Origin of the sequence: Klebsiella sp. K-3, assembly GCF_051207495.1 — a bacterium.
GTDB lineage: Bacteria > Pseudomonadota > Gammaproteobacteria > Enterobacterales > Enterobacteriaceae > Klebsiella > Klebsiella aerogenes.
On record NZ_JBPNXF010000020.1, the window covers coordinates 1 to 15,296 of the forward strand.

General features: G+C 57.3%; 16 protein-coding genes and 1 riboswitch. Of the genes, 8 read left to right on the forward strand and 8 right to left on the reverse strand.

All coding sequences use genetic code 11. From position 1 onward, the window contains the following. Positions 1-325: 325 nt before the first annotated feature. A complete protein-coding gene (purH, locus tag ACSEMK_RS23065) occupies positions 326-1,915 on the forward strand; it encodes a bifunctional phosphoribosylaminoimidazolecarboxamide formyltransferase/IMP cyclohydrolase (protein ID WP_087859265.1) in 1,590 nt (529 codons plus the stop codon). 15 nt (positions 1,916-1,930) lie between these two features. Beyond that, positions 1,931-3,226, forward strand: coding sequence for a phosphoribosylamine--glycine ligase (purD, locus tag ACSEMK_RS23070; RefSeq protein ID WP_087859264.1), 1,296 nt, complete (start codon positions 1,931-1,933; stop codon positions 3,224-3,226). Here purD and zraR read toward each other — a convergent pair. Together zraR and zraS are read right to left on the reverse strand one after the other, a co-directional pair. Then, positions 3,216-4,547 (reverse strand): sigma-54-dependent response regulator transcription factor ZraR, encoded by a 1,332-nt coding sequence (zraR, locus tag ACSEMK_RS23075; RefSeq protein ID WP_113375061.1) that lies wholly within the window; start codon positions 4,545-4,547, stop codon positions 3,216-3,218. The two genes, purD and zraR, sit on opposite strands and share 11 nt — an antisense overlap. Beyond that, complete coding sequence (zraS, locus tag ACSEMK_RS23080; protein ID WP_430915540.1) at positions 4,534-5,919, reverse strand: two-component system sensor histidine kinase ZraS; 1,386 nt, start codon at positions 5,917-5,919, stop codon at positions 4,534-4,536. Before zraS ends, zraR begins: the two co-directional genes overlap by 14 nt. A 260-nt stretch (positions 5,920-6,179) precedes the next feature. On the opposite strand from zraS, the gene zraP reads away from it, so the two are divergent. Then, positions 6,180-6,617, forward strand: coding sequence for a zinc resistance sensor/chaperone ZraP (gene zraP / locus ACSEMK_RS23085; RefSeq protein ID WP_430915539.1), 438 nt, complete (start codon positions 6,180-6,182; stop codon positions 6,615-6,617). Between the two features lie 3 nt (positions 6,618-6,620). Here the strand turns inward: zraP and ACSEMK_RS23090 are convergent, their stop codons facing one another. The 6 genes from ACSEMK_RS23090 to nudC form a co-directional block, all read right to left on the reverse strand. Beyond that, complete coding sequence (locus ACSEMK_RS23090; RefSeq protein ID WP_032706796.1) at positions 6,621-7,313, reverse strand: DUF1481 domain-containing protein; 693 nt, start codon at positions 7,311-7,313, stop codon at positions 6,621-6,623. 12 nt (positions 7,314-7,325) lie between these two features. Further along, complete coding sequence (hupA, locus tag ACSEMK_RS23095) at positions 7,326-7,598, reverse strand: nucleoid-associated protein HU-alpha (protein WP_002884342.1); 273 nt, start codon at positions 7,596-7,598, stop codon at positions 7,326-7,328. Between the two features lie 186 nt (positions 7,599-7,784). Further along, positions 7,785-8,375, reverse strand: a complete 591-nt coding sequence (locus tag ACSEMK_RS23100; protein WP_058674285.1) for a YjaG family protein — start codon at positions 8,373-8,375, stop codon at positions 7,785-7,787. A 42-nt stretch (positions 8,376-8,417) separates the two neighbouring features. Beyond that, positions 8,418-9,089 carry a deoxyribonuclease V gene (gene nfi / locus ACSEMK_RS23105; protein WP_015704015.1) on the reverse strand — a complete coding sequence of 224 codons (672 nt, stop codon included), beginning with the start codon at positions 9,087-9,089 and terminating at the stop codon, positions 8,418-8,420. A gap of 12 nt (positions 9,090-9,101) precedes the next feature. Next, positions 9,102-10,166: a uroporphyrinogen decarboxylase gene (hemE, locus tag ACSEMK_RS23110; RefSeq protein WP_430915538.1), complete on the reverse strand. Its 1,065-nt coding sequence runs from the start codon at positions 10,164-10,166 to the stop codon at positions 9,102-9,104. Between the two features lie 40 nt (positions 10,167-10,206). Then, positions 10,207-10,980 carry an NAD(+) diphosphatase gene (gene nudC, locus ACSEMK_RS23115; protein WP_271032413.1) on the reverse strand — a complete coding sequence of 258 codons (774 nt, stop codon included), beginning with the start codon at positions 10,978-10,980 and terminating at the stop codon, positions 10,207-10,209. 90 nt (positions 10,981-11,070) lie between these two features. Between nudC and ACSEMK_RS23120 the strand changes: the two genes are divergently transcribed. The 5 genes from ACSEMK_RS23120 to thiS all read left to right on the forward strand — a co-directional run bounded on the left by ACSEMK_RS23120 (position 11,071) and on the right by thiS (position 15,296). Beyond that, positions 11,071-11,568 (forward strand): Rsd/AlgQ family anti-sigma factor, encoded by a 498-nt coding sequence (locus ACSEMK_RS23120; protein WP_047067104.1) that lies wholly within the window; start codon positions 11,071-11,073, stop codon positions 11,566-11,568. Between the two features lie 52 nt (positions 11,569-11,620). Further along, positions 11,621-11,745: riboswitch (TPP riboswitch) on the forward strand. Positions 11,746-11,833: 88 nt separating this feature from the next. Then, positions 11,834-13,729: a phosphomethylpyrimidine synthase ThiC gene (gene thiC / locus ACSEMK_RS23125; RefSeq protein ID WP_271032412.1), complete on the forward strand. Its 1,896-nt coding sequence runs from the start codon at positions 11,834-11,836 to the stop codon at positions 13,727-13,729. Next, the gene (gene thiE, locus ACSEMK_RS23130; RefSeq protein WP_087859258.1) at positions 13,729-14,364 is read left to right on the forward strand and encodes a thiamine phosphate synthase; all 636 of its coding nucleotides are present in this window, start codon (positions 13,729-13,731) and stop codon (positions 14,362-14,364) included. Before thiC ends, thiE begins: the two co-directional genes overlap by 1 nt. Beyond that, positions 14,357-15,112 carry a HesA/MoeB/ThiF family protein gene (locus ACSEMK_RS23135; protein WP_087859257.1) on the forward strand — a complete coding sequence of 252 codons (756 nt, stop codon included), beginning with the start codon at positions 14,357-14,359 and terminating at the stop codon, positions 15,110-15,112. Before thiE ends, ACSEMK_RS23135 begins: the two co-directional genes overlap by 8 nt. Beyond that, positions 15,096-15,296, forward strand: a complete 201-nt coding sequence (thiS, locus tag ACSEMK_RS23140) for a sulfur carrier protein ThiS (protein WP_087859256.1) — start codon at positions 15,096-15,098, stop codon at positions 15,294-15,296. Before ACSEMK_RS23135 ends, thiS begins: the two co-directional genes overlap by 17 nt.

The window sequence follows — 15,296 nt, forward strand, 5'->3', positions numbered from 1 at the left end:
TTCTCGAGCGCCTGCAATAGAAAAATTGCAGAAAAATGACTGACTGCTGCATTCCCCAGCAAAACCCCGCTTTATACCCTTTTACACACAGAATTATCCACAGACACACGGCAAAACACGGCTTAAACCCCGGTACATCCATTGTCATATAAGGAGAGAACCATCGGCTAAAAGAGAAAGATAAAAATTCGCGAGCGTTGCGCAAACGTTTTCGTTACAATGCCGCGCTATGACACGGATGCCCGGTTGGGTGCGTTAGGTGAGTTTTTAGGCAAAAACTCACCTAACGCTCTCTGTAATGTTCAAATCCTGGGGATTTAATACCATGCAACAACGTCGTCCAGTCCGCCGCGCTCTGCTCAGTGTTTCTGACAAGGCCGGTATCGTCGAATTCGCGCAGGCGCTTTCCGCTCGTGGTGTCGAGCTGCTGTCCACCGGCGGCACCGCTCGCCTGCTGGCAGATAAAGGCCTGCCGGTTACCGAAGTCTCTGACTACACCGGTTTCCCGGAAATGATGGATGGACGCGTGAAGACCCTGCATCCGAAAGTACACGGCGGCATCCTCGGTCGTCGCGGTCAGGATGACGGTATCATGCAGCAACACGATATCGCGCCTATCGATATGGTTGTCGTTAACCTTTACCCGTTCGCCCAGACCGTCGCTCGTGAAGGATGCTCGCTGGAAGACGCGGTGGAAAACATCGATATCGGCGGCCCGACTATGGTGCGCTCCGCAGCGAAGAACCATAAAGACGTCGCTATCGTGGTTAAGAGCAGCGACTACGACGCCATCATTAATGAGATGGACGCCAACGAAGGTTCCCTGACGCTGGACACCCGCTTCGATCTCGCCATTAAAGCCTTCGAACATACCGCCGCTTACGACAGCATGATCGCTAACTACTTTGGCAGCATGGTCCCGGCCTATCACGGCGAAAGCAAAGAAGCCGCTGGTCGTTTCCCGCGAACCCTGAATCTGAACTTCATTAAGAAGCAGGATATGCGCTACGGTGAAAACAGCCATCAGCAGGCTGCCTTCTATATAGAAGAGAATGTAAAAGAAGCTTCCGTAGCTACCGCCACCCAGCTGCAGGGCAAAGCGCTCTCCTATAACAACATTGCCGATACCGATGCGGCGCTGGAATGCGTAAAAGAGTTCAACGAACCGGCCTGCGTTATCGTTAAGCATGCCAACCCGTGCGGCGTTGCCGTTAGCGACTCGATCCTCGACGCCTACGATCGCGCTTACAAAACCGATCCAACCTCCGCATTCGGCGGCATCATCGCCTTTAACCGCGAGCTGGATGCTGAAACCGCGCAGGCGATCATCTCTCGCCAGTTCGTTGAGGTGATCATCGCGCCATCCGCCAGCGAAGAAGCGCTGAAAATCACCGCCGCTAAGCAGAACGTCCGCGTACTGGTCTGCGGCCAATGGGATACTCGCGTCGCGGGTCTCGATTTCAAACGTGTTAATGGCGGCCTGCTGGTTCAGGACCGCGATCTTGGTATGGTCACCGCGGGCGAACTGCGCGTGGTCAGCAAACGTCAGCCGAGCGAGCAAGAGCTGCGCGATGCGCTGTTCTGCTGGAAAGTGGCGAAATTCGTCAAATCCAACGCCATCGTTTATGCCAAAGATAATATGACCATCGGGATAGGCGCCGGTCAGATGAGCCGCGTCTACTCAGCGAAAATTGCCGGGATTAAAGCCGGTGACGAAGGTCTGGAAGTGAAAGGCTCCGCCATGGCTTCTGACGCCTTCTTCCCGTTCCGCGACGGCATTGATGCCGCAGCCGCAGTAGGCATCACCTGCGTTATCCAACCGGGCGGTTCTATCCGCGACGAAGAAGTGATTGCCGCCGCGGACGAACATGGTATCGCCATGATCTTCACCGACATGCGCCACTTCCGCCATTAATTCACGGAGCAGCAGATGAAAGTATTAGTAATCGGCAACGGCGGGCGTGAACACGCGCTGGCCTGGAAAGCGGCCCAGTCGCCGCTGGTTGATACCGTCTATGTCGCGCCGGGTAACGCGGGCACCGCGCTGGAGCCGGCGCTGCAAAACGTCGCCATCGGCGTCACCGATATTCCGGCCCTGCTACGTTTCGCGCAGGATGAGAAAATCGATCTGACGATCGTAGGCCCGGAAGCGCCGCTGGTCATTGGCGTAGTGGACGCGTTTCGTGCCGCTGGGCTCGCCATCTTCGGGCCAACCGAGGGCGCCGCGCAGTTGGAAGGTTCCAAAGCCTTCACCAAAGATTTCCTCGCTCGTCATCATATCCCGACGGCGGAATACCAGAACTTCACCGAAGTTGAACCTGCGCTGGCTTACCTGCGCGAGAAAGGCGCGCCGATCGTCATCAAAGCCGACGGTCTGGCGGCAGGTAAAGGCGTTATCGTGGCGATGACCCTTGAGGAAGCCGAAGCGGCGGTGAAAGATATGCTGGCCGGTAACGCCTTTGGTGATGCAGGCCACCGCATCGTGATTGAAGAATTCCTCGATGGCGAAGAAGCCAGCTTTATTGTCATGGTCGACGGCGAGCACGTCCTGCCGATGGCCACCAGCCAGGATCACAAGCGCGTCGGCAACGGCGATACCGGCCCGAACACCGGCGGCATGGGCGCTTACTCCCCGGCGCCGGTAGTCACTGATGAAGTCCATCAGCGCACCATGGAGCGGATTATCTGGCCAACCGTTAAAGGTATGGCCGCTGAAGGAAACACCTATACCGGTTTCCTGTATGCCGGTCTGATGATAGACAAGCAGGGCAACCCGAAGGTTATTGAGTTCAACTGCCGCTTTGGCGATCCGGAAACCCAGCCGATCATGCTGCGCATGAAATCCGATCTGGTCGAGCTGTGCCTTGCCGCCTGCGCGGGCAAGCTGGACGAGAAAACTTCCGAGTGGGATGACCGCGCTTCGTTGGGCGTCGTGGTTGCCGCCGGCGGCTATCCGGGCAGCTACAACACGGGCGATGAGATCCACGGCCTGCCGCAGCAGGAAGCGGTAGACGGTAAAGTCTTCCACGCCGGCACCAAACTGTCTGACGACCAGCGCGTGGTCACCAACGGCGGGCGCGTACTGTGCGTCACCGCGCTGGGTGACACCGTGGCACAGGCGCAACAACGCGCCTATGAACTGCTGACCGATATTCGCTGGGACGGCAGCTTTAGCCGTAACGATATTGGCTGGCGCGCCATCGCGCGTGAGAAAACTAACGGCTGAGTTTTGCCAGCAGCGTTTTACGCGTAATGCCTAACTGACGGGCGGCTTCAGTTTTGTTGCCGCCCGTTTTTTCCAGCGCCGACAGTATGACTTCTTTTTCAACTTCCACTAATGGCTGAATCAGCGCCTCATCGTTGCCAGTGACCGGCAGCGGCGTGCCCGCTATCGCCAACGGCAGTTCACGCTCGGAAATATAGTCTCCGGTTAGCAGCACCACCGCCCGCTCCACCGCATTTTCCAGTTCGCGGATATTCCCCGGCCAACCGTAGTGAATCAACAGGTCCATCGCCTGCGGCGTAAATCCCTGCACCGTTTTACGATTGCGTTCGGCATAGCGCTTAAGAAAGTGCTGCGCCAGCGGTGGAATATCTTCACGCCGTTGACGCAGCGGCGGCATATCAATGGTTACAACGTTCAGGCGATAATAGAGATCCTGGCGAAAGCGCCCGGCGCTCACCTCCTCCGCCAGATTACGATGGGTGGCGGCAATTAGCCGAACATCGACAGAAAGCGTCTGATTACTGCCAACTCGCTGCACTTCGCGTTCCTGAATCGCCCGTAGCAGACGCACCTGCATCAGCGGCGAGATATCGCCAATTTCATCAAGAAACAGCGTGCCGCCATCCGCCTCGACAAAACGCCCTTCCCGCCGCCGTTCCGCGCCGGTAAAAGCCCCTTTTTCATGGCCGAACAGCTCGGACTCCAGCAGAGACTCATTGAGCGCTGCGCAGTTCAGCGTCACCAGCGGCTTGTCACGACGCTCGCTGCAGGCGTGGATAGCGCGCGCCACCAGTTCTTTACCGGTTCCCGATTCGCCGCAGATCAGCACCGTCGCGTCCGAGGGCGCCACCAGCGTAATATTGTTGATAAGCGCCTGCATTGCCGGGCTATCGCCAATCATGCCCCATCGTAAATCTGACGAGGCGCTGAGATCGCTCTCGCTCTGCCGGGTGTGCGCCAGCGCCTGAACCAGCGTCTGCTGTAGAGTGTCAAAATCCAGTGGCTTGACCAGATAATCCAGCGCGCCCGACTTAATAGCCTCAACCGCCGTGCCGACGCTGGAGAACGCCGTCATGATCAATACCGGAATCGCCGGGTTATAGGCTTTGATCTCTTTTAATGTCGCGATACCGTCCATCTCCGCCATGCGGATATCGCACAGCACCAGGTCGAAGACCTGCCGATGGATCTGTTCTAACGCCTGCAGGCCGTTGTGGGCTAACGCCACTTGATAGCCCCAGCCACGCAGCAGCGCCTGCAGAATCGTGCAATGGCTGACGTCATCATCGACAACCAGAATCTGTACTTTATCGCTGCTCATCTTCCCTCCGTTGAGCATCCACCGGCAGCCAAAGCGTAAATATCGCTCCGGCCCCCGGCTGGCTTTCGGCGCGGATCGTCCCGCCATGTTGTTCGATAATATTCTGTACCACCGCCAGCCCCAGCCCTGTTCCGTCCGCTTTGGTGGTGAAATAAGGGGTGAAGATAGCCTGCAGCTCTTCATCGCTCATCCCCTTACCGCTATCCTTAACGACAATTTTCACACGTCGCCGCTCGGCTTCGCTTGCCGATACGCGAATGACGCCGTCACGGCCAATAGCCTGCATCGCATTCAAATACAGATTCAACAGCACCTGGTTGAGACGGTCAGGGTCGGCTTTAATCGAGGTTAATTCAGGGCGCGGAGTAAATTGCAGCGCGATCCCGCGACTCTGCGCATCCTGGCTTACCAGCTGCAATGAGTGGTGAATAAGCGCGTTGATATCGACCGGCTGGTAGTTTAAATGGGCTGGACGAACCAGCTCCAACAGCTCGCTGACGACCCGGTTCAGGCGATCGGCCTCTTTAGCCATCACCAGCGCTAACTCCTGCGCCTCACCGCCCGGCGGCGTACGCTCGGCAAAATACTTCGCCAGTCCTTTAATCGAAGAAAGTGGGTTGCGAATCTCATGCGCGACGCCAGCCGCCAGATGCCCAAGGGCCATCAGTTTTTCTTTGCGAGCCATCGCCTCCTGTAGCTGCTGGCGTGAGCGACGGTAGCGGCGGAACCAGAACTGAGCGAGAATCGTCGCGACGATGACCAGCGACGCAGCCGCCAGCATGATCATCATATTACGCAAGCCGCGGGCCTGCGCCGCATCCAGCTCGCGGCTATCAAAGGCGATAAAAATCACCTGTGGAACATTGGGCTGAGCCAGCGCGCTGTTGCAGCGCTTCATCATCCCCATATGGTGACCACGAGCAGGGTTGAGCGGGCGAAACTGGCGATAAATTTCCAGCGCCGGTTGCGGCTCGGCAAGCCGGCGCCAACGCTCCTGTTCGCCCACCTTGAGTTCACGCATTTGCGCAGGACTGTACAGCGCCTTATCCACCTGCTGCGGATCGCTGTGGGCGATAATTTTACCGTTTTCATCGGTCACCGCGAACCACAGCACACCGGGCTGCCAGGCCATCTCCTCCAGCAACGCCTGCAGCTGCGCATGATGCATCCGCATCCCCATGCCGACACGCGTGCCAGACTCCAGCGCACGGATCAGCACACCGCCCTTCTCTTCGATATTTTGCCGGGCGGCGGTGGTCTCCCGGCCATAATCGCGGACGATCATCGCGGAAAAAAGTATAACCAACAGGACGACCGAGCCGGTCAGTAACCAGCTCAGGGCGTCCCGGAAGCATGAAGTAATGCGCGGCATGGGCGGGTCCTTATCGTGTCCTTATTCGCTATCACCAGGATCCATCAGCAGAAATCATGCCATTTTTCCACACCGTGAAACCTGTCCTCAGACATATCGCTGGTGATTTAGCGAGTAAAAATGACTCGCTGACTCCAGCCGCAACGGGTCATTTTTACTCGCCAGAGTCACGTTTGCCGCGGGCCGGCCGGTATTGACGCGCTTTTTCAGGCTGGCATGGAAGATGCAACACAGAGGGAAACCACACAGGAGATCACGCTATGAAACGGAAACCGACTTTATCCCTCGTCCTCGTGGCGCTTGCCGCTCTGACCTTTGGCAGTCACGCGGCCTGGGCCGGACATCACTGGGGCTACAATAACGGGATGGGCGCGCAGGGTTACAGCCAGCTCACCCAGGAACAGCAAGCGACCGTGCAGAAGCTACATGACAATTACTATGCGCAGACCAGCGCCCTGCGCCAGCAGTTGCAGTCCAAACGCTACGAGTACAATGCGCTGCTTACTGCGCCAAAACCAGAAAGCGGAAAAATTGAGGCCGTGGCGAAGGAAATGGAAACGTTAAGCCAGCAGTTGGATCAGCAGAGGATAAAATTTGATATCGCCCTGGCTGAAGCAGGCGTTCCTCGCGGCGCGGGTATGGGTTACGGCGGCTGCCGCGGTAATGGCAGTGGTCATATGGGCATGAACCACTGGTAAAACTCAGAACGATTTTTCGCTCGGCTGCCAGGTACAGAAGTTTTCATTAGCCACCAGCAGCAGCTGAGCGCCTTCCGGTGCTTCCAGCCACGCCACGCTCACCTCTACGGAGGAGTGATTCTGGCGGCGTTCAATATGCGCTAATGCCCGCTCATCAAGGTCAGGCTTCACGGTCTGGCCTTCACAGGTAGTCACGGTACGATCGGCATGCCAGCGCCCCTGGCGTAAAACTACCCGTCCCTGACGCAATGCATCGCTGGTTTCACGGATTTGCTGTGCGCGGTAGCGGTACAGCGCAACCTGGTCGCTGGAAAGCTGCTGCTTCTGCCCGTCGACTTCCCTCTGCATAAAGCTCAGCTCGCCCTGGGCGTCAAAGCGGGCGCGAATATGTTCCGGCGGTTTACCGTATACATTGAGTTCAATAAGCGTTAGTTGGCCATCCTGCCAGCGGTACTCGCTGGTTGAGGTGTCGCCGCGGTGCCACGGACTAAAGGCGGCAAGCAGGTGCACTTCATCGCCGGCATCTTTGCGCCAGATGCGCATCGCGCCCTGGTTATCGGCGTAGCCGCTGGCGGTGAAAGGAGGAAGTGAGGAATCATGGCTGCAGGCAGTGAGCAATAGCGCACCTGCCAGCGTCAGCGTGCGACGCCAGTTAGACAAAAGGGGCTTAAAAGCCCCTTCGTTAAAACTGGACACTGCCACGCGGTCTTACTTGACTGCGTCTTTCAGCGCTTTGCCAGAAACAAATGCTGGCACGTTAGCTGCAGCGATTTTGATTTCTTTACCGGTCTGCGGGTTGCGGCCAGTACGCTCAGCACGGTGGTTCACTTTGAAGGTACCGAAACCAACCAGTTGAACAGCATCACCTTCTTTCAGAGACTCGGTAATTGCAGCCAGGGTGGATTCCAGGGCAGCTTTTGCCTGTGCTTTAGACAGGTCAGCTTTGTCCGCAATTACATCAATCAGTTGAGTCTTGTTCATAAGTTATCCTTACAATGTGTTTATCGCTTGCTAAGCATCGAGTGCGACGGAAATGCCAGAAAAGCACTCTCCTGCATACACGCACCGATAGCCACTTTTTTTCGCCCCCCAAATGTAGACCAGACAGGGGGCGGAATGGAAGTCTTCAGACGCTACAATTCAGGCGGTAAATCACGTTTTGTGGTCTCATTGCTGAAAATTTATACCAATATTGCTTTCGCCGGCCTCTCGCAGGTCTGCGCGCAGCCCTTTAATCAGTTCAAGATCGCGTTCTTCGCAGTCGGCCAACAGGCGGAAAATCTCCCACTGAATGTCCCATTCTTGTTCAACCGCCGGGTTGACTCTGAGCTCTTCATCGGTCATTTCGCGACCTTCCTGGGTCATTTCCAGCATCGCGACGGTAGTAATGGAAGTCTTACTGACCTCGATAGCATGTTCCAGCGTTTCACCGCTCAGGCGTGAGTGGATTAATTCGCTCAGCGCGACGCAGGCATCGATAGCCGGATAGACGCCGTACATGTCGTAGTCATCTGCGGACGGAATCGCCTCTTCCAGCTTTTCCAGCTGACTATCGAAATTCACCTTCGCATCTTTTACCGTCAGCGTTTCCCAGATCAGGTCAAGGATACGACGATATAACTGGCCGTCGCCAAACTCAGTTTGCTTGCAGAACATGGCGTAGTTGGGGTACATACGCTCGCACAGGCAGGCCATAAAGGTGACGTGCTGCCAGCTCTCCAGTTTCTCCAGGCGCAGGTGAATCGGGTTTTGTAACATGATGAATTCTCGAAGTCAGAAATTAGGCGCAGTGTACCTGAATCAGCCGTGATTTGCTTGCCAACGCACAAAGGAAGGCCGACGGGACGCCACGGCATCGGCCCAGCGCGTCGGCTCGGGTAGCCGATAGCCCTGCATACAGCGTTCCACCCACATTAACGCGCTATCGATACCTACGCGGTGGCCGGTACTGATAAACAGTGGGTTGCAGCGTGCTTTGCTGCGCCAGACCCAGGCCAGCTGGTCGCCTTTGTCGATTAATGGCGCCAGCGCGCCGGGCTCGGCGCCGAGCGGTTCAAACTTGCCGCATAAACGTTTTTTCGCTACGCCAATCGTTGGCACATCAACCATCAGGCCAAAATGGCTGGCGACGCCAAGCCGCCGGGGATGTGAAATACCGTGGCCATCGACGAACAACAGATCGGGCTTTTGCGATAGCTGTTGCCACGCCGCCAGCAGCGCGGGGGTCTCGCGAAAGGAGAGAAAGCCGGGGATGTACGGCATCGTGGTGGCGACGCGCGCCACCTGATACTCCACCAGTTCAAGCCCCGGATAAGTTAGCAGCACCATCGCAGCTCGGGTAATTTCCCCCTCCTGCTCAAACCCCACATCGGCGCCGCCGATCAGCACCGGCGGGTCGCGATCCAAACGGTCCGCACGTTCTACCGACGCGGCTAAAGATTGCTGTTGGGTTCGTAGCGCAGCTAAATCCATCATGCTTATCTCCTATTGGTGATATTGCGCGGAGAGACGATGTACCGCCTCAACAAAGACTCCTGCATGCTGTGGGTCGACGTCCTGATGGATGCCGTGGCCAAGGTTAAAGACATGGCCTTCGCCCTGGCCGAAGCCGGCGAGAATGTTAGCCACTTCGTCTTCAATGCGGGCGGCAGGGGCATAAAGCATCGACGGGTCCATATTGCCCTGCAGCGCCACTTTGTGGCCTACGCGACGGCGAGCATCGGCAATATCGGTGGTCCAGTCGAGACCCAGCGCATCGCAGCCGGTCTCCGCCATCGCTTCCAGCCATTGTCCGCCACCTTTGGTGAACAGCGTTACCGGTACGCGACGGCCTTCGTTTTCCCGCAGCAGGCCATCGACGATTTTATGCATGTAGTAGAGCGAGAACTGCTGATAGTCGCGGCCGGTCAACACGCCGCCCCAGGTGTCGAAAATCATCACCGACTGCGCGCCCGCTTTGATCTGCGCGTTCAGATACAGGGTGACGCTTTTCGCCAGCTTGTCCAGCAGCGCGTGCAGGGCCTGCGGTTCGGCGTACATCATCTTTTTGATGACGGTAAAGGCTTTGCTGCTGCCGCCTTCAACCATGTAGGTCGCCAGCGTCCACGGGCTGCCGGAAAAACCAATCAGCGGCACTTCGCCTTTCAGTTCACGGCGAATAGTGCGCACGGCGTTCATCACGTAGCCTAATTCTAGTTCCGGGTCCGGCACCGGCAGTTTGTCGACGTCGGCTTTGCATTTCACCGGCGAAGTGAAGCGCGGGCCTTCGCCAGCTTCAAAGTACAGCCCCAGCCCCATCGCATCCGGAATGGTCAGGATGTCCGAAAAGAGGATCGCTGCATCCAGCGGGTAACGGCGCAGCGGCTGTAGCGTCACTTCGCAGGCCAGCTCGGCATTTTTACACAGCGACATGAAATCGCCCGCTTGCGCGCGGGTGGCTTTATATTCCGGGAGATAGCGGCCCGCCTGGCGCATCATCCACACCGGGGTGACATCAACCGGCTGGCGCAGCAGCGCACGCAGGTAACGATCGTTTTTCAGTTCGGTCATTTTTACATTCCTTTAGCGTTGATGCGCCCAGTGTAACATGTCACTCGTACTCTGCCCGACACATCGCCACCGTATCTTCGATCAGGCGTCGCGCTACGGTGCCCGGCGGCGGCAGTAGCGGCAAATCGTCATAGCGATACCACTCTGCGCTCAGCAGCTCTTTTTTATCCACGACAATATCGCCGCTATCGTATTCAGCCATAAAGGCGGTCATCAGTGATTGCGGGAAGGGCCACGGCTGGGAGGTCACATAGCGTAGGTTTTTCACCTTAATTCCACTCTCTTCCATCACTTCGCGGGCGACCGCCTGCTCAAGGGTTTCGCCCACTTCGACAAACCCGGCCAACACCGTATGGACACCATTACGATGGCGGGTATGCTGCGCCAGCAGAATTGAATCGTCGCGACGAATGGCGACGATAATGCAGGGGGCAATTTGCGGATAATAGCGCTCGCGGCAGTGGCCGCACAGCATCGCCCACTCGGTTTTACTGACATGCATCGGGTGGCCGCAGTAGCCGCAGAATTTATGCGATCGATAAAACTCGGCCAATTGGATCCCGCGCCCTGCCAGTTGGAAAAGCCCAGGATCCTGATCCAATATCTGGCGCAGCGATCCCATATCATGGCGACGATCCTGGCGCACCAGCCACACCGCTTCGCCTTGCCACTCGCCGAGATGTAGCGCGCGTTCACCGACAAGATCAAAATTTACCGCTTCGCCATGTGGTAATTCCCCTGCGGGAAGCCATAATTTTTGTTCGTGACTGACGATCCACCAGCCGCGATCTAATTTTTCAATAATACGATCCATATCTATTGCGCTACCTTCGTTTTACTGGCACTTTTAACATTATATTTACATTTGCTGAGCAACGTTATTTTTAATCTTGCGGAGTCAATCATGTTAAACCAGCTGGAAAACCTGACGGAACGTGTTGGAGGCAATAACAAACTGGTCGATCGCTGGCTGCTTGTGCGTAAGCATTTGCTCGTGGCTTACTACAACCTGGTTGGCCTGAAACCCGGCAAAGAGTCCTTTATGCGGCTTAATGAAAAGGCGCTGGATGACTTTTGCCAAAGCCTGGTGGATTACCTCTCATCCGGTCATTTTAATATTTATGAACGTATTATCGGAGAAATGGAAGGGAGTACCCCTCTTTTAGCCGCCACCAAAATCTACCCGCAGCTGGAAGCCAATACCCAGCAGATGATGGACTACTACGATACCTGCCTCGAAAACGCCATCGATCATGATAACTATCTCGAATTTCAGCAGGCGCTGTCAGATATCGGCGAATCGCTGGAGGCGCGCTTCGCGCTTGAGGACAAGCTGCTGGCGCTGGTCGTCGCTCACGATCGGAAAGACAACGTTGGCGACAATATCGCGCCGACCGCTTGAGTTGTGAACCGTTAACGAGTAATTTACATACATTATCCCTCTGCGGAGGGATTTCATCTTGTCGGAGTGCCTATTTTCCACACGAAAACTAAAGTGGAAAAGGCTGAGACCGTTTATTCGGGATCCGCGGAACCTGATCAGGCTAATACCTGCGAAGGGAACAAGAGTAAACTGCTGGTCGCACCTGCCCGTTACGGGCTGGTCGCATCTGTTACTCCATCCGTCGTCTGACAAGCCATCTCCTTTTTTGTAACTGGAATGCGCTATGTCTACTACCAAACTGACCCGCCGGGAACAACGCGAACACGCGCAGCGATTTATTGATACGCTGGAAGGTACCGCTTTTCCTAATTCTCGCCGCATCTACATTCAAGGCTCACAGGCCGATATCCGCGTCCCAATGCGTGAAATTCAGCTCAGCCCGACGCTCATCGGCGGTGATAACGATAACCCCCAGTACGAAGCCAACGAACCGATACCGGTGTATGACACCTCCGGACCTTATGGCGACCCGGAGATCAACATCGATGTCCGCCAGGGGCTGGCCAAACTACGCCAACCGTGGATCGACGCGCGTAACGACTGCGCGCCGCTTAGCGAACGCAGCTCGGCTTACACTAAAGCGCGGCTGGCCGACGATGGCCTTGATGAACTGCGCTTCGGCGGCCTGCTGACCCCTAAACGCGCCGTCGCTGGCAAATGCGTGACGCAACTACACTACGCCCGTCAGGGGATCGTCACCCCGGAGATGGCATTCATCGCCATTCGCGAAAACATGGGCCGCGAGCGTATCCGCAGCGAGGCGCTGCGCCAGCAGCATGCCGGAGAAGGCTTTGGCGCCCGCCTGCCGGACAACATTACCGCCGAATTCGTCCGCGATGAAGTCGCTGCCGGGCGGGCCATCATCCCGGCCAATATCAATCACCCGGAATCTGAGCCGATGATTATCGGCCGCAACTTCCTGGTGAAAGTGAATGCCAATATCGGCAACTCGGCGGTGACCTCTTCCATCGAAGAAGAGGTCGAGAAGCTGGTCTGGTCAACCCGCTGGGGCGCCGACACGGTAATGGACCTCTCCACCGGCCGCTATATCCACGAGACCCGCGAATGGATCCTGCGCAACAGCCCGGTGCCGATTGGTACCGTCCCGATTTACCAGGCGTTGGAGAAGGTCAACGGCATTGCCGAGAACCTGACTTGGGAAGCCTTCCGCGATACCCTGCTGGAACAGGCCGAACAGGGCGTCGACTACTTCACGATTCATGCCGGGGTGCTGCTGCGTTACGTGCCGATGACCGCGAAGCGGCTGACCGGTATCGTCTCGCGCGGCGGTTCGATCATGGCCAAGTGGTGCCTGTCGCATCATCAGGAAAACTTCCTCTACCAGCACTTCCGCGAAATCTGTGAAATCTGCGCCGCCTATGACGTGTCGCTGTCCCTCGGCGATGGTCTGCGCCCCGGCTCGATTCAGGATGCCAACGACGAGGCGCAGTTCGCCGAGCTGCATACGCTGGGCGAGCTGACTAAAATCGCCTGGGAGTATGACGTTCAGGTGATGATTGAAGGCCCCGGCCACGTGCCGATGCAGATGATTCGCCGCAATATGACCGAAGAACTGGAGCACTGCCACGAAGCGCCGTTCTACACGCTGGGGCCGCTCACCACCGACATCGCGCCGGGCTATGATCATTTCACTTCCGGTATCGGCGCGGCAATGATTGGCTGGTTTGGCTGCGCCATGCTGTGCTACGTCACGCCAAAAGAACATCTCGGCTTGCCCAACAAAGAGGATGTAAAACAGGGGCTGATTACCTATAAAATCGCCGCCCACGCTGCCGACCTCGCTAAAGGCCACCCCGGGGCGCAGATCCGCGACAACGCGATGTCCAAAGCGCGTTTCGAATTCCGCTGGGAAGACCAGTTCAACCTCGCGCTCGATCCCTTTACCGCGCGGGCCTATCACGATGAAACCCTGCCGCAGGAATCCGGCAAAGTCGCCCACTTCTGCTCCATGTGCGGGCCGAAATTCTGTTCGATGAAAATCACCCAGGAGGTCCGCGACTACGCCGCGAAGCAAAGTATCGAGGCCGGCATGGCTGATATGTCGAATAACTTCCGCGCCCGCGGCGGTGAAATCTACCTGAAAAAGGAAAATGCCTGATGTACCAGCCTGACTTTCCGCCCGTACCGTTTCGTCTCGGGCTTTATCCGGTTGTCGATAGCGTGACATGGATTGAGCGCCTGCTGGAAGCCGGCGTGCGCACCATTCAGTTGCGGATCAAGGACCAGCGCGACAGCGATGTGGAGGATGACGTCATCGCCGCCATCGCGCTTGGCCGCCGCTATCACGCGCGACTGTTTATCAATGATTACTGGCAACTGGCGATTAAGCACCAGGCGTACGGAGTACATCTGGGACAAGAGGACCTGGAAACCACCGACCTGAGCGCCATCCGTAAAGCCGGACTGCGCCTTGGCGTCTCCACCCACGACGACATGGAAATTGACGTCGCGCTGGCGGCGCGCCCTTCCTACATCGCGCTGGGCCACGTCTTCCCGACACAAACCAAACAGATGCCTTCGGCGCCGCAGGGCCTCGAACAGCTTGCCGGGCATATTCATCGTCTGGCCGATTATCCGACGGTAGCGATCGGCGGAATCAGTCTGGAAAAAGCGCCGGGCGTACTGGCGACCGGCGTTGGCAGCATCGCGGTAGTCAGCGCCATTACCCAGGCAGCAGACTGGCGGGCTGCCACTGCACAACTGTTAGCACTGGCGGGAGCAGGCGATGAATGATCACGATTTCATGCGCTACAGCCGCCAGCTATTGCTGGAAGATATCGCCATTGAGGGACAGCAGAAACTGTTAGCCAGCCGGGCGCTGATTATCGGCCTGGGCGGCTTAGGTTCGCCGGCAGCGCTATATCTGGCGGGGGCCGGCGTCGGGACGCTGACCCTGGCCGATGACGACGCGGTGCATCTCAGCAACCTGCAGCGACAAATTCTGTTCACCAGCGACGATATTGACCAGCCAAAAGCCACGGCGGCAAAGACGCGGCTCAACCAACTCAATCCGCAAATCCGCCTCGTGGCGCTACAGCAGCGCTTAAGCGGCGAGGCGTTGCGCGCCGAAGTGGCGAAAGCCGACGTGGTGCTGGACTGTACCGATAACATGATCGCCCGCCAGGCGATTAACGCCGCCTGCGTAGCCCTTGAGACGCCGCTGGTAACCGCCAGCGCCGTCGGCTTCGGCGGCCAGTTGATGGTGCTGACGCCGCCGTGGGCGCAGGGCTGCTACCGCTGCCTGTGGCCGGACACCGCCGAACCGCAACGTAACTGCCGCACTGCGGGGATCGTCGGTCCGGTCGTCGGCATGATGGGAACGCTGCAGGCGCTGGAGGCCATAAAGCTCCTTAGCGGCATGGCGACGCCACGCAACACGCTACGGCTGTTTGACGCCCGCACCAGCAACTGGCGCAACCTTGCGCTGCAAAAGGCCCAGGGCTGCCCGGTATGCGGAGGCCATGATGCAAATCTGGTTTAACGACGAACCGTTGGAATGCGCGGACAACCTCAGCGTAAGCGCCCTGCTCAGTCAACTGGAACAGCTCCAGCCGGGCGTTGCGCTGGCGCTCAATCAACACATCCTGCCACGCGAACGGTGGGAAGATCATCTCTTGCAGGAAGGCGATCGGGTCCTGCTTTTTCAGGTTATCGCCGGAGGCTGA

Coding starts and splice junctions, on each gene's coding strand:
- purH (WP_087859265.1), top strand. CDS start 326: ATGCAACAACGTCGTCCAGTCCGCCGCGCTCTGCTCAGTGTTTCTGAC.
- purD (WP_087859264.1), top strand. CDS start 1,931: ATGAAAGTATTAGTAATCGGCAACGGCGGGCGTGAACACGCGCTGGCC.
- zraR (WP_113375061.1), bottom strand. CDS start 4,547: ATGAGCAGCGATAAAGTACAGATTCTGGTTGTCGATGATGACGTCAGC.
- zraS (WP_430915540.1), bottom strand. CDS start 5,919: ATGCCGCGCATTACTTCATGCTTCCGGGACGCCCTGAGCTGGTTACTG.
- zraP (WP_430915539.1), top strand. CDS start 6,180: ATGAAACGGAAACCGACTTTATCCCTCGTCCTCGTGGCGCTTGCCGCT.
- hupA (WP_002884342.1), bottom strand. CDS start 7,598: ATGAACAAGACTCAACTGATTGATGTAATTGCGGACAAAGCTGACCTG.
- ACSEMK_RS23100 (WP_058674285.1), bottom strand. CDS start 8,375: ATGTTACAAAACCCGATTCACCTGCGCCTGGAGAAACTGGAGAGCTGG.
- nfi (WP_015704015.1), bottom strand. CDS start 9,089: ATGGATTTAGCTGCGCTACGAACCCAACAGCAATCTTTAGCCGCGTCG.
- hemE (WP_430915538.1), bottom strand. CDS start 10,166: ATGACCGAACTGAAAAACGATCGTTACCTGCGTGCGCTGCTGCGCCAG.
- nudC (WP_271032413.1), bottom strand. CDS start 10,980: ATGGATCGTATTATTGAAAAATTAGATCGCGGCTGGTGGATCGTCAGT.
- ACSEMK_RS23120 (WP_047067104.1), top strand. CDS start 11,071: ATGTTAAACCAGCTGGAAAACCTGACGGAACGTGTTGGAGGCAATAAC.
- thiC (WP_271032412.1), top strand. CDS start 11,834: ATGTCTACTACCAAACTGACCCGCCGGGAACAACGCGAACACGCGCAG.
- thiE (WP_087859258.1), top strand. CDS start 13,729: ATGTACCAGCCTGACTTTCCGCCCGTACCGTTTCGTCTCGGGCTTTAT.
- ACSEMK_RS23135 (WP_087859257.1), top strand. CDS start 14,357: ATGAATGATCACGATTTCATGCGCTACAGCCGCCAGCTATTGCTGGAA.
- thiS (WP_087859256.1), top strand. CDS start 15,096: ATGCAAATCTGGTTTAACGACGAACCGTTGGAATGCGCGGACAACCTC.